This window comes from Qipengyuania flava (assembly GCF_011762005.1).
GTDB lineage: Bacteria > Pseudomonadota > Alphaproteobacteria > Sphingomonadales > Sphingomonadaceae > Qipengyuania > Qipengyuania flava.
Genome location: NZ_JAASQU010000002.1, coordinates 241,205 through 254,656 on the forward strand (window position 1 = coordinate 241,205; position 13,452 = coordinate 254,656).

Sequence of the window (13,452 nt, forward strand, 5' to 3'; positions counted from 1 at the left end):
GCCCTCCCGGTCGGAACCGGAAGGGCGTTTCGCGTCGCGAAGACGCTTTCTCTGAAGTCAAGGATCAGGCGCCTTGCGGTGCCGGCCCCCCGCCCAGCTTGCGTCCCGCCTTGGGTACGGCAACGCCCGAAACCGGCTTCACCGCGACCGGGCCCTTGGGCTCATCGGGCCGGTCGATCTTGCCGTCCTTCATCAGCTGGTCGATCTCGTCGCCGGTCAGGGTCTCGTATTCGAGCATGGCTTGCGCCAGCAGGTGCAGCTTGTCTTCCTGCGCGGTGAGAATCTCGGTAGCCCGCTTGAGGCCGCCTTCGACCAGCTCCTTGATCTCGGCGTCGATCAGCTTGTTGGTTTCGGCGCCGCCCATGGTGCGCGCGGTCTGGCCCATGCCGAGATAGCCTTCCTGGCTCTCTTCGTACTGAAGCGGCCCGAGCTTGTCGCTCATGCCCCATTTCGTGACCATGTTGCGGGCGAGGTCGGTGGCATACTGGATATCACCCGAGGCACCGCTCGATACCTTGTCGTGCCCGAAGATGATCTCTTCGGCTACGCGACCGCCCATCGCCACTGCGAGGTTCGCATGCATCTTGTCGCGGTGGTAGGAATAGCTGTCCCTTTCGGGCAGCCGCATCACCATGCCCAGCGCCCGGCCGCGCGGGATGATCGTCGCCTTGTGGATCGGGTCCGATGCCGGCTCATTGAGGCTCACGAGCGCGTGGCCGGCCTCGTGATAGGCGGTCATCTTCTTCTCGTCCTCGGTCATGACCATGCTGCGGCGCTCCGCGCCCATCATGACCTTGTCCTTGGCATCCTCGAATTCCTGCATCGCGACGAGCCGCTTGTTGCGACGCGCCGCGAGCAGTGCCGCCTCATTGACAAGATTGGCGAGGTCCGCACCCGAGAAACCGGGGGTGCCACGTGCGATCGTACGCGGGTTCACATCGGGCGCCAGCGGCACCTTCTTCATGTGGACCGCAAGAATTTTCTCGCGCCCGTCGATATCGGGCACCGGCACCACCACCTGCCGGTCGAACCGCCCCGGGCGCAGCAGCGCGGGGTCGAGCACATCGGGACGGTTGGTCGCCGCGATGATGATGATGCCTTCGTTCGCTTCGAAGCCATCCATCTCGACCAGCAGCTGGTTCAGCGTCTGTTCGCGCTCGTCGTTCGAATTGCCGAGGCCGTGACCACGGCTGCGGCCGACCGCATCGATCTCGTCGATGAACAGGATGCAGGGCGCGTTCTTCTTCGCCTGTTCGAACATGTCGCGCACGCGGCTGGCGCCAACGCCGACGAACATCTCGACGAAATCCGAACCCGAAATGGTGAAGAACGGCACGCCTGCCTCACCCGCGATGGCGCGGGCCAGCAACGTCTTGCCGGTGCCGGGCGAGCCGACCAGCAGCGCGCCTTTCGGAATCTGGCCCCCGAGCTTGGAGAAGCGTTGCGGGTCCTTGAGGAACTCGACGATTTCCTCAAGCTCTTCGCGTGCTTCGTCGATCCCCGCGACATCGTCGAAGGTGACCTTGCCCTGTCGTTCGGTGAGCAGCTTGGCCTTGGACTTGCCGAAGCCCATCGCGCCGCCCGCACCGCCGCCCTTCTGCACCTGTCGCAGCGCAAAGAAGGCTATGCCGAGGATCAGCACGAAGGGCAGTATCTGGATAAGCGCATAGAGCAGCAGATTGCCGCTTTCCGCCTCCGCACCCGAATAGCGGACACCATTGTCCTCGAGCAGTTGCGGCAGTGTGGTGTCATTGGTCACCGGTATGGTCGAGAACTGCTCGCCGTTCTTCATTTCGCCGACAATCGACGTTTCCGATATCTGCACACTGGCAACCGAACCTTCGGCAACCTTGTCTCGGAAATCGGAATAGAGGATCTGCGCGCCATTGCCGCTCGATCCGCCGCCGAACAGCGACACGACCATCAGCAGCGCAAGAAAGATGCCGCCCCAGATCATCAGGCTCTTGACCCAAGGATTGGGGCCGTTGCCTTCGGGTTCGGGCGGGGAGTTCTGGTCGCTCATGCGCGGATTCCTTTCATCGCCCGATTATGTAGGATGCCACGGGTGAATGGCAAGTTGACCCGGGCCGCGGAATTTCCGCTATCTGGCAATCAGCCGGTCGATCACAGGAACGGCAGCACGCCACTCTCGGCGCCCGAACCCGACGAATTCACGTACATCGCGATGCCGATGGAGGTGGCGATACCGGTAAACACCAGTGCTCCTAGCACCAAAGCGCCGTCGCGAACGGTCAGGGCGAGACCGAGAACGGCGATGGCGAGCATCGGGATGGAACTGGCGAAGGGAAAAAATTCGAGCGGTGGGACGGTGCAGCACAGCAGCAGTATGGCCCCTGCCACGAGCTTGATTGCCGTTCCTTGCGTGAGACCTTCCATCCGTCCCTTGCTGTGACGGTCAAGGAAACTCGCGACCCCCCGCAGCTTGCCCACCGCCTTGTGCAATTTCTTCGATCCCACCGCGCGCTGTTGGACGAAATGCGGCATCCACACGTGATCGCGCCCAAGCAGCAACTGGACGGCGATCAGCGAGATGAAAAGCGCAAGCGCGGTCGGCAGGCCGGGGATGCCACCCACCGGGGCCAGTTCGAGCAGCGCGGGGATCATGATGAAGGGACCGAAACTGCGCGCGCCAAAATCGTCCAGCACATCGCCCACGCAGACCTTTTCGTGGTTCGATGCGAGTTCGTCCAACTCGCCGATGACATCGCCCATGCTGGTGGGTTCTTGTGACACTCGCCGCACTCCCTTTCACGCCCAACGCTCGACACGAGCAAATGGGTGCAAGCGAGGACGCAGTGGCTCAGATCAGTTCGGCTTCTTCTGGAGCAGCGCCGACCGCTCGCAGCGACAAACGACCTCGCCGCGCTGATTGATCGCCTCATGGAGGAAGGTAACGATACCCGCATCGGGGCGCGACTTGCTTTCGCGCAGGCCGATGACCTCGCTCGTCGCATGCAGCGTATCGCCAATGAACACCGGCTTGGGCATCACCAGCTTGTCGTAACCCAGATTGGCCACAAGGGTACCGAGCGTGGTGTCACCGACGCTGAGGCCCACCATCAGCGAGAAGGTGAAGGTCCCGTTGACCAGGATCTGGCCGAACTCGCTGGCCTTGGCCGCTTCCGCATCGAGATGGAGCGGCTGCGGGTTGTGCGTCATGGTGGTGAACAGCAGATTATCCGTCTCGGTCACCGTCCGGCGGATGTCATGCGTCAGCGTATCGCCGACCTGCCATTCGTCGAAATACTTCCCTGCCATCAGCCGTGCCCCATCACGGCTTTGACCTCAAGGAAGTCGTGGAAGCCCCATTCGCCCCATTCGCGGCCATTGCCCGACTTCTTGTAGCCACCGAAGGCAGCGCCGAGATCGTAGCCGCCGTTGATCGCCACGCGGCCCGCGCGAATGCGCTTGGCAAGGCTGCGGGCCAGTTCGATGTCCTCGCCGGTGATCGCGCTCGCCAGCCCGTATTCGGTGTCGTTGGCGATGCGGATCGCGTCGTCGTAATCCTCGTAACCGAGGATGCAGAGCACCGGGCCGAAGATTTCCTCGCGCGCGATGGTCATGTCGTTGGTGACATCGGCGAAGACGGTCGGCTTGACGTAGTGACCGGTCTCGAGCCCCTCGGGCTTGCCGGGGCCGCCTGCGACCAATGTCGCACCTTCCTCGATACCTTTTTCGATCAGGCCCTGGATCTTGTCCCATTGCGCGCGGCTGACCACCGGGCCGATAGCGGCATTGCCCTTCGGATCGCCGGGGATGACGCCTTCGGCAGCCTCCTTGGCTGCCGCCTTGGCTTCCTCCATCCGCGCATGCGGGACCAGCATGCGGCTGGGCGCGGTGCAGGTCTGGCCCGAATTGCCCATCATCGCGACGGCGCCCTTGGCAACCGACTTGGTGAAAGCGGAATCGTCGAGCACGATATTGGGGCTCTTGCCGCCCAGTTCCTGCGCCACGCGCTTGACCGTATCGGCGGCATTCTTGGCGATCGCGATGCCCGCCCGGGTCGAACCGGTAAAGCTGACCATGTCGATATCGGGATGGCCGCTGATCGCCTCGCCGACGCCCGGCCCGTCGCCATTGATCAGGTTGAACACGCCTGCGGGAACACCCGCCGCATGCATGATCTCGGCGAAGATATAGGCGTTGAAGGGCGCGATCTCGCTGGGTTTGAGCACCATGGTGTTGCCCGTCGCCAGCGCGGGGAAGACCTTGCAGGCGATCTGGTTGAGCGGCCAGTTCCACGGGGTGATCATGCCGACCACGCCAACCGGCTCCCACACATGCAGCGTCGGCCCATCCTGCCGTTCGAAAGCGAAGCCTTCGAGGATCTCGATCGCCTTCTGGCAATGGCCGGCGAGCAGCCCGACATGCGGCCCGTTCGCGAGGCTGAGCGGCGCACCCATCTCGTCGCTGACCGCGGTCGCGAGCTCTTCCTTGCGGTTCTCGATCTCCGCCTGGATCGCGCGCAGCAGCGTCAGCCGCTCTTCCTTGCTGGTCTGGCTGAAGCTCTCGAAGGCACGCCGCGCGGCGGCGACGGCCTTGTCGACATCGGCCGCCGTGCCGAAGCTGATGTGACCGATCGTTTCTTCGGTGGCGGGGTTTTCGACCGCTACCGTGTTTTCGGTGACCGGGTCGACCCACTGGCCGTCGATGTAGAACTGGGTGCATTCGCGCATCGGAAACTCTCCTTTGCGCGCGCCTCTAGCCCTCCTGTCGCCAGCGCGCCACCACCTCTTCGCCATCCTGAGCGCTCTCGCGAACGGTATTGGGCGTGCGATCGAAGCGCGGCGCGGGCGCGGTGTGCCAGCGGCCATCCTGTTCGACATAGGCCCCGCGCGCTTTCATATGCGGATGATCCTTTGCCTCATCGAGCGGAATCACGGGCGCAAAACAGGCATCGGTTCCCTCGAGCAATTCGCACCATTCGGCCTGGGTCTTGGTTGCGAAAAGCTCCGCAAGATCGTCGGCGTAGCTGTCCCACTTGCCCGGGTCCATCTGTGCTTCGCGCAAGTGCTCGGGCGCATCGGCGCGCTGGAGCAATTCGGCGTAGAATTGCGGTTCGATCGCACCGACGCTGACTTCCTTGCCGTCCTTGCAGGTATAGCAGCGATAGAAATGCGCTGCACCGCCAAGCAGGCCCGCGCCACGTTCGACCGTGCGCAGCGCGCTATGCGGCTGGCCGTAGAAGAAGCTCATCAGGCTGGTCACGCCGTCGACGATCGCCGCGTCGACGACCTGGCCCTTGCCGCTCGACTGGCGTTCGAACAGCGCGGCGAGAATGCCCATCGCGCAATACATCGACCCGCCGCCGAAATCGCCGACAAGGTTTTGCGGCGGCACGGGCAGTTCGCCGCGCTTGCCGATCGCGTCGAGCGCGCCGGTGATCGCGATATAGTTGAGATCGTGTCCTGCGGCCTGGGCCAGCGGGCCTTCCTGCCCCCAGCCGGTCATCCGCGCGTAGACCAGCCGCGGATTGACCTTCAGAACCGCGTCGGGCCCCAGCCCCAAGCGCTCCATGACACCCGGGCGGAACCCCTCGATGAGCACATCGGCATGTGCGAGGGCCTGCTCGACGAAGGCCTTGCCCTCCGCGCTCTTTAGGTCGACTGCGGCGCGGTGACGCGCACGTTCGACCACCGGGTTCATCGGCTGGTGCCCCGCGCGTTCGATACGCACCACTTCGGCTCCCATGTCCGCCAGCATCATGGCAACATGCGGGCCGGGCCCGATGCCTTGGAATTCGACGACCTTAAGGCCGGTCAGCGGACCGTTGCTCGACATTTCTCTCTCCTCGGGAATAGCGTTTTTTAGAAGCTTTTGGGCAGGTCGAGCACATGCGTGGCGACATGGCTCAGGATCAGGTTCGTGCTGATCGGCGCGACCTGGTAGAGCCGCGTCTCGCGAAACTTGCGCTCGATGTCGTATTCCTCGGCAAAGCCGAACCCGCCATGCGTCTGGATGCACATGTCGGCGGCCGCCCAACTCGCTTCGCTGGCCAACATCTTGGCCATGTTCGCCTCGGTCCCGGCAGTCTCACCCGCATCGAACATGCGTGCCGCCTTGGTCACCATTTCGGCCGCGGCGGATAGCTGGACATAGGCGCGCGCGATGGGGAACTGGACGCCCTGGTTCTCGCCGATGGCACGTCCGAACACGCTGCGGTCCTTCGCATAGGCCGCCGCGCGGTCGATGAAAAAGCGCCCGTCGCCAATGCATTCGCTGGCGATCAGGATGCGTTCGGCATTCATGCCCGAAAGGATGTAGCGGAAGCCCTTGCCCTCCTCGCCGATCAGCGCGCTGGCGGGCACACGCAGATCGTCGAAGAACAGTTCGGTGGTGGCATGGTTGAGCATGGTCCGCACAGGGCGGATCGTCAGCCCGTTGCCCACTGCCTCGCGCATGTCGACCAGCAATACGCTCATCCCGTCGGAGGGCTTGGCGCATTCTTCACGCGGCGTGGTGCGGCACAGCAATACCATCAGGTCCGAATGCTCGGCACGGCTGATCCAGATTTTCTGTCCGTTGACCACGTAATCGTCGCCCTCGCGCCGCGCGAAGGTGGAGATACGGGTCGTATCGGTGCCCGCTCCCGGCTCGGTCACGCCGAAAGCCTGCAGCCGCAATTCGCCGCTGGCGATCTTCGGCAGGTAATGGCGCTTCTGTTCCTCTGAGCCATGCTTCAGCAGCGTGCCCATCGTATACATCTGCGCGTGGCAGGCGCCGCCATTCGAGCCCGAGCGGTGGATCTCCTCCAGAACGGCACAGGCGGCCTCCAGCCCCAGACCCGATCCGCCATATTCTTCCGGGATCAGCACCGAAAGAAAGCCCGCCTCGGTCAGCGCAGCCACGAATTCGCTCGGATAGGCGCGCTCGCGATCAAGCTTCCGCCAATATTCACCCGGGAAGCGCGCGCACAGCCGCCGCACCGCTTCGCGGATCTCCGGAAAGGTCTCGTTCAAAATTCCGTCTCCCATTGCAACCTGTTTGGCGCGCAGGGACCGCTTTGGCAACGGCAGATGATGGGCAGATTGGGGAGACCGGATTGCATTTCCCGATCTCGCGAACCCGCGATGCGATCTCTTCGCAGATACGAAAAATGCGAACGCAGAGACAAGTTCTCAGTGAATGTCCGGATCGGTGCGGAAGTTAATTTGGACGCCTTGCCAATATTATTGAGCGATCTGTGCCTACGTAACTTTCCGTAAAGCACGCCACCCTATGCCCGCAGCACCCAACACTCTGGGATAATAGGGAAATCTAACAAATGAGAGAATTCAGTGCGCTCTTGGCTTCGCTCGCCGCAATGGCAGCGACGCCTGCCATTGCACAGGACACCAGCGGCAATTTCGACGGCTTTCACGTTGAGGCCGTGGCCGGCTACGATATTGTCGAGATCTCTATCGACGAAGACGTTTTCGGCGAAACGCTGAGCGATGATCAGGGTGGCTTCGCCTATGGCGTCGCCGCGGGTTACGACGTGTCTATTGGGGGTACGCTTCTCGGCGTCGAAATCGAATATGCCGACTCGGGCGTTGGGATCGAAGATTCTTATGTCGGCGAGCTTCTCGGGAGTGAGGTAGACATCGCTGCCAGCCTCGATGCTGGCCGCGATCTTTACGCCGGCATCCGTTTGGGTGGCCAATTGAGTGACCGCTCGCTTGTTTACGTCAAGGCGGGCTACACAAATGCACGCGCCAAGTTTTCCATGACCGGAACCGTCGATGGCGAGACGTTCGCCGATAGCGCATCCGCGACCTTCGACGGCCTGCGTCTCGGTGTCGGCTCCGAATTCGCGTTCTCGAAAAATGCCTTCGCAAAAGTCGAGTATCGCCTCTCGATGTACGGGGATGGCGAAGCCGAGATGGATGGCGAAAACGCCGATATCGGCGAGATTTTCGAGTATGGCGATCTCAATCGCCATCAGATTGTTCTTGGCCTCGGCATGCGTTTTTGACCGGAGAGGGGGGGGGATTTGCCCCTCCCCTTAAACCGCATGGGATCCGTGCATTTCCACGATCCTAAACATTCGGCGCGCGAAGGTGCTTCGTACGGCACCAGCAATCGCGGGTGAAGGACTGAATGTGTGCCGCGTCGACCCCAATCGAGGCGCTAGCAAGTAAGCGCATCGAACTGGCAGCTATCGTCAGGCAACCCCGATCAATTGCATAGCGCGATAAAATCAATGGATGCCCCGTGAGGATTCGAACCTCAATTGACGGAGTCAGAGTCCGTAGTCTTACCATTAGACGACGGGGCATCAGGTTCCGGAAGGGCGAGAATCGCGGCTTGCTCCGGAAGAGGCCGCGCATCTAGTTTTGTGCAGCGCTCAGGTCAACCCCGCGTCTGCCCACGCCACTTGCCCCGCTTCGGCTTCGCGGCTAGCGTCGGCGACAAGTCCCCGTGCACAAGGGTTTGCACGGGAGGAAAAAGAAAGCTCCGAAGTATGGCGGACCATCCTCCGCCGGACACAAAAAGGGGGCATGGGACCAAACGGGGCGGCAAGTCCGGCAAGGTAGCCGATTTCCGCTACAAGCGCCCCTCCCGGCCCGACGGCAAACGTGGCGAGCGGCGCAATGCGTCGCGCCGCGATGGCAAACCCGTATCGCGGGGGCCGGTACCGGCCGTTACGCCCGGCCCGGGCACGCATCGCCAGGCCTATGCCGCGCTCGATCTTGGCACCAACAACTGCCGCCTGCTTATCGCGAGGCCTTCGGGCGAGAACTTCACGGTCATCGATGCGTTCAGCCGCGTCGTCAGGCTGGGCGAAGGGCTCGCCGCAAGCGGAAAGCTGTCCGACGAAGCGATGGAGCGCACCATGGCCGCGCTGCATGTCTGCGCCGAGAAGCTACGGCGCCGCAATGTCCGGCTGGCGCGTTCAGTCGCGACCGAGGCCTGTCGCCGTGCCTCGAACGGCCCCGCCTTCATCGAGCGCGTGCGCCGCGAAACGGGGATCATGCTCGATATCATCTCGGCGCAGGAAGAGGCGCGGCTGGCGGTGCTGGGCTGTCACATCCTGCTCGAGGAGGGCGAAGGTCCCGCGATCATCTTCGACATCGGCGGTGGCTCGACCGAGCTGGTGCTGGTCCAGCCGGGCGACAAGGTCCCCCGGATCGTCGACTGGCTGAGCGTACCCTGGGGCGTGGTGTCGCTGACGGACACGGTGCAGGGTTCGGATACAACCGAGGCCGAACGGCTCGATCGCTACACCGGGATGCGCACCACGGTGGGTCGCAGCTTCGCCGAATTCGCCGAGCGCATCCGCAGCCACATCAGCGGGCCGGCACCCATCCGGCTGCTGGGCACCAGCGGAACGGTGACGACGCTGGCCAGCCTGCATCTCGAATTGCCGCAATACGACCGGCGCGCAGTGGACGGGCTGATCGTCCCTTCGCAATCGATGCGCGACATTTCGACCCGCCTCTCGCGCATGTGCGCCGCCGACCGCAAGCAATTGCCCTGCATCGGCGACGATCGCGCGAATCTCGTCATCGCGGGCTGCGCGATCCTCGAATCGATTCTCGACATCTGGCCCGCCGCGCAACTGGGCGTCGCCGACCGCGGCATTCGCGAAGGCATCCTGCGCAGCCTGATCGCCGCCGATGCCGAAGGCGAGCGCAGCCGCGCCGCGCTGCAGCGCATGCGAGAACAGGATGTCTGATTGGGGTGCAGAGCGGCATGGCTCGGTCATGACAGGGCAGGGCCCTTTTCGCGGGTGCGAGAGATGCCCGTCCGGAACCGGCTGTCCCGTCAAGAAAGGTGATTCATAATGTCACGTTCGGGCAAGGATCGCGATACGCGGGTCCGCACGGCGAAGAAACGCACCGCCAGTTCGACCCGCTGGCTGCAGCGCCAGCTCAACGATCCCTATGTGAAGCAGGCCAAGGCCGAAGGCTATCGCAGCCGTGCCGCCTACAAGCTGATCGAGCTCGACGAGAAGTTCGGACTGCTCAAGGGCATCACGCGCGTGGTCGACCTCGGCATCGCGCCGGGCGGGTGGAGCCAGGTGGTGCGCAAGCTAAAGCCCAAGGCGCATGTCGTGGGGATCGACCTGCTCGAGGTCGAACCGATCGATGGCGTCACCATCTTCCAGATGGATTTCATGGACGACGATGCGCCGCGCGTGTTGGAAGAGGCGCTGGGTGGCAAGGCGGAGCTGGTCATGAGCGACATGGCCGCCAACACGGTCGGCCACAAGCAGACCGACCACCTGCGCACCATGGGATTGGTCGAGGCAGGCGCATGGTTCGCGATCGAGAACCTCGCGCCCGGCGGGACCTACCTCGCCAAGGTGCTGGCCGGTGGCACCGACACCGATTTGCTCAACCTGCTCAAGCAGCATTTCCGCACCGTCAAGCACGCCAAGCCCCCCGCCAGCCGGAAGGGGTCGAGCGAATGGTATGTGATCGCGCAGGGGTTCAAAGGCTGATCGGCGCGGGCTAGCGCCCAAAAGAAAAGGCCCCGCCGAAGCGGGGCCCGTTCGATCTTCCGCGATAACCGCTGATACTATTCGTCGACCTTGGTTGCCGCATCGGTGTTGGTCGCAGCATTGGCAGCCGGAACAGGCTGGTCGGCGCTCATGCCGGTCGCCGATTCCGCAGCGCCCGCTTCGGCACCTTCGACCGGACCCTGGCCTGCGCCGGGTGCGTCTTCACCGGCGTCTTCGGCTTCGGGCGCGGCGGGTTCAGGCTTGGCCGGGGCGCCGCCATAGCTGGCCATGAATTCCATGACATTGGCGCGATCTTCAGGCTTGCCGAGGCCGGCAAAGCTCATCTTCGTGCCATTGGCGAAGCCACGCGGGCTGGTCAGCCATTCGTTCATCGCTTCCCAGGTCCAGTTGCCGCCCTTGTCCTGCAGCGCGGAACTGTAGGCGAATCCTGCCGCGTGGCTGCCGATCGGCTTGCCCATCACGCCGTAGAGATTGGGGCCGATGCCGTTGGCACCACCCTGGTCGATTGTGTGACACGCGGTGCACTTGGCGAAAACCTTCTCGCCGGCAGCCGCATCCGCGCTCGCGAGGAGCGTACCGAGGTCCGGCCCCGAATCGGCGCCACCTTCTTCGGCCTCGCCTTCGATGAAATAGCCCGGTTCGACGCCTTCCGGCAGTTCGCCGGAATCGGCATGGAAAAACATGCCCGACGCGATGGAGGCGCCCAGCGCCACGATAGCAGCGCCAAGGACCCAGCCTGCAGCGGTGTTGAAACGATCGTCCATTACGTAAATTACCCGGCGAAATTCGGTTGGTCAGATGGTTGCGCGCCGCTCTAGTGCGCAGCGTCGCCTTTCGCAAGTGCGCAGGGTGCAATAGCGCTTGATGCGGCGCGAAGCCGCCCGTACCCCCCGCCATCATGCGTCAATTCGCCAAGCCCGCTCTCGCTCTCGTCGATTCCATGCGCGCCGCCGCCGCGGCCGATCCGCTGCGCGCGATCGCCTTTGGTGGGGCGCCGGGATCGAATTCGCACCAGGCCGCGATGCAGTTCGCGCCCGAGGCCTTGCCTCTGCCCTGCTTCAGCTTCGAAGATGCGCTCGAAGCGGTCGAAAGCGGCACCGCCGGCTGTGCGATGATTCCGATCGAGAACAGCCAGCACGGGCGGGTGGCCGACATCCACTTCCTGCTTCCGGAAAGCGGGCTGTGTATCGTCGCCGAACACTTCATGCGCATCACCCATTGCCTGATGGCGCTGGGCAGTGGGCCGTTCGAGGCCGCCTACAGCCATCCCCAGGCGCTGGGGCAATCGCACCGTTTCCTTGGCGAGCGCGGCATCGTCGGCCTCAGCCATGCCGATACCGCGGGCGCTGCGGCGTTCGTTGCGGAAAGCGGCAAGCCCGATGTCGCCGCGATCGCGCCCGCCCTGGCGGCCGATCTCTATGGACTCCAAATCGTCGAGCGCGAGGTCGAAGATGCGCCCGACAACACCACCCGCTTCGTCGTGCTGGCAAAGGATGCGCTGGATCCTGCGATGCTGGTCGGGGCCTCGGCGATGACCACCTTCATATTCGAGGTAAAGAACATCCCGGCGGCGCTCTACAAGGCCCTGGGGTGCTTCGCGACCAACGGCGTCAACATGACCAAGCTCGAAAGCTACCAGAAGGGTGCCAGCTTCGCCGCGACACAATTCTTCGCCGATATCGAAGGCGTTCCCGGCGACCCGCGCGTCGACACTGCGTTCGAAGAGCTCGCGTTCCAGACCAACGGCGTGCGGTTGCTGGGTAGCTACGCCCAGGCGCGCAAGCGCGGTTGAACGGTCTGGCGTGACCCGCTGCGGCGGGACTACTCGTCGGCGTAGATAGCGACTTCATTGACGCCGCCACTTGTTGCACGGCCGCGATACATCCCGCTGGTGTTCATACCGAAAACCGGGTCTTCCAGCGGTGTGACGACGATGACACCACCATCGCCGCCCAATTCCTCGACTTCGGCGAGCACGGCATCGGTGATCCGTTGCACATAATCCTGCCCGGCGAGCCATTCGGCATGCTGCGCACCACCGCTGGCGAATGCCGCCTGCTGCCTCACGAGGCGGATCCGCGTGCAGATTTCCTGCGCCACCCCGACCCGAATGAAGAATTCCCCCCAGCCGGTCGCCGATACCGCGCAGGCGCGATTGTCGGCATAGGTGCCCGCGCCGATCACCGGGGCATCGCCGACGCGCCCCCAGCGCTTGCCCGTCATCCCGCCGGTCGAGGTTCCCGCGGCCAAATTGCCCTTGCTGTCCCGCGCGACCGCACCCACGGTACCGAACTTGATATCGACATCGAGAGCGGAAAGCCGTTCCGCCTTCAGGCGCTCGAGCGCTTCCTTTCGTCGCTCGGTCTCGAACCACTCGCGCGGCATCCGCTCCAGGCCTCGCTCTTCAGCGAAGGTTTCCGCGCCCTTGCCCGCGAGCATGACATGCGGACTGTCGGTCATGACAAGCCGCGCAAGTTCGATCGGGTGCCGTATACCGGTGACCCCCGCCACCGCACCGGCATTGCGCGTGCGACCGTCCATGATCGAGGCATCTAGCTCGATGTCCCCGTCCCAGGTCAGCACCGCACCGCGCCCGGCGTTGAACAGCGCATCGTCCTCCATCGGTTCGATCGCTGCCTGGATCGCTTCCATTGCCGAGCCGCCATCGCGCAGTACCGCCGCGCCGGCGTCGAGCGCACGTTGGAGCGCCGCGCGATAGGCCGCATCCTGTTCCGGCGTCATGTTTTCGCGCGCAATCGTCCCGGCCCCGCCGTGGATCGCGAGCGACCAGCCGGCATCCTCGTCCTGCGCGACGAGCGGGGTTGAAACCATGGCGAAAAATGCGGCCAGCGCACCGCCGAACCGGGTCGGGATTACTCTCATGCGCCAAGCCTAGCATGACAGCTTTTCCACTGCACCCGCCAAACCGCTTTGTGGATTCGCGGCACGCATGTTAGCCCTGCCGTAACGGAACCTAATGGGGA

The 13,452-nt window shown here is 63.8% G+C and carries 12 protein-coding genes and 1 tRNA gene; 4 read left to right on the plus strand and 9 right to left on the minus strand.

The genetic code is table 11. The annotated features are described in order from the left end of the window. Positions 1-64: 64 nt before the first annotated feature. From ftsH to FHS69_RS07840, 6 genes are all read right to left on the minus strand, one after another. On the minus strand, positions 65-2,023 hold the full coding sequence (ftsH, locus tag FHS69_RS07815) for an ATP-dependent zinc metalloprotease FtsH (RefSeq protein ID WP_166777255.1): 1,959 nt from the start codon (positions 2,021-2,023) through the stop codon (positions 65-67). A gap of 101 nt (positions 2,024-2,124) precedes the next feature. Then, positions 2,125-2,754: an exopolysaccharide biosynthesis protein gene (locus tag FHS69_RS07820; RefSeq protein ID WP_341801732.1), complete on the minus strand. Its 630-nt coding sequence runs from the start codon at positions 2,752-2,754 to the stop codon at positions 2,125-2,127. Between the two features lie 72 nt (positions 2,755-2,826). Continuing rightward, entirely contained in the window at positions 2,827-3,279 is a 453-nt protein-coding gene (locus tag FHS69_RS07825) for a MaoC family dehydratase (RefSeq protein ID WP_166777256.1), read from the minus strand. Then, complete coding sequence (locus tag FHS69_RS07830; RefSeq protein WP_166777257.1) at positions 3,279-4,697, minus strand: aldehyde dehydrogenase family protein; 1,419 nt, start codon at positions 4,695-4,697, stop codon at positions 3,279-3,281. Before FHS69_RS07830 ends, FHS69_RS07825 begins: the two co-directional genes overlap by 1 nt. 25 nt (positions 4,698-4,722) lie before the next feature. Next, a complete protein-coding gene (locus tag FHS69_RS07835) occupies positions 4,723-5,802 on the minus strand; it encodes a CaiB/BaiF CoA transferase family protein (RefSeq protein WP_166777258.1) in 1,080 nt (359 codons plus the stop codon). A 26-nt stretch (positions 5,803-5,828) separates the two neighbouring features. Continuing rightward, positions 5,829-6,995, minus strand: a complete 1,167-nt coding sequence (locus FHS69_RS07840) for an acyl-CoA dehydrogenase family protein (RefSeq protein ID WP_208380266.1) — start codon at positions 6,993-6,995, stop codon at positions 5,829-5,831. Positions 6,996-7,306: 311 nt separating this feature from the next. Between FHS69_RS07840 and FHS69_RS07845 the strand changes: the two genes are divergently transcribed. Next, positions 7,307-7,975, plus strand: a complete 669-nt coding sequence (locus tag FHS69_RS07845) for an outer membrane protein (RefSeq protein WP_166777259.1) — start codon at positions 7,307-7,309, stop codon at positions 7,973-7,975. 229 nt (positions 7,976-8,204) lie between these two features. Here FHS69_RS07845 and FHS69_RS07850 read toward each other — a convergent pair. Next, positions 8,205-8,278: transfer RNA gene (locus tag FHS69_RS07850), tRNA-Gln, on the minus strand. Positions 8,279-8,464: 186 nt separating this feature from the next. On the opposite strand from FHS69_RS07850, the gene FHS69_RS07855 reads away from it, so the two are divergent. Together FHS69_RS07855 and FHS69_RS07860 are read left to right on the plus strand one after the other, a co-directional pair. Beyond that, positions 8,465-9,679, plus strand: a complete 1,215-nt coding sequence (locus FHS69_RS07855) for a Ppx/GppA phosphatase family protein (protein ID WP_166777260.1) — start codon at positions 8,465-8,467, stop codon at positions 9,677-9,679. 108 nt (positions 9,680-9,787) lie between these two features. Beyond that, positions 9,788-10,447, plus strand: coding sequence for an RlmE family RNA methyltransferase (locus FHS69_RS07860; RefSeq protein ID WP_067499224.1), 660 nt, complete (start codon positions 9,788-9,790; stop codon positions 10,445-10,447). 77 nt (positions 10,448-10,524) lie between these two features. Here the strand turns inward: FHS69_RS07860 and FHS69_RS07865 are convergent, their stop codons facing one another. Next, a complete protein-coding gene (locus FHS69_RS07865) occupies positions 10,525-11,232 on the minus strand; it encodes a c-type cytochrome (protein ID WP_166777261.1) in 708 nt (235 codons plus the stop codon). 134 nt (positions 11,233-11,366) lie between these two features. Between FHS69_RS07865 and FHS69_RS07870 the strand changes: the two genes are divergently transcribed. Beyond that, positions 11,367-12,260, plus strand: coding sequence for a prephenate dehydratase (locus tag FHS69_RS07870; protein ID WP_166777262.1), 894 nt, complete (start codon positions 11,367-11,369; stop codon positions 12,258-12,260). 29 nt (positions 12,261-12,289) lie between these two features. Here the strand turns inward: FHS69_RS07870 and FHS69_RS07875 are convergent, their stop codons facing one another. Then, a complete protein-coding gene (locus FHS69_RS07875; protein ID WP_208380267.1) occupies positions 12,290-13,351 on the minus strand; it encodes an isoaspartyl peptidase/L-asparaginase family protein in 1,062 nt (353 codons plus the stop codon). Positions 13,352-13,452: the final 101 nt, after the last annotated feature.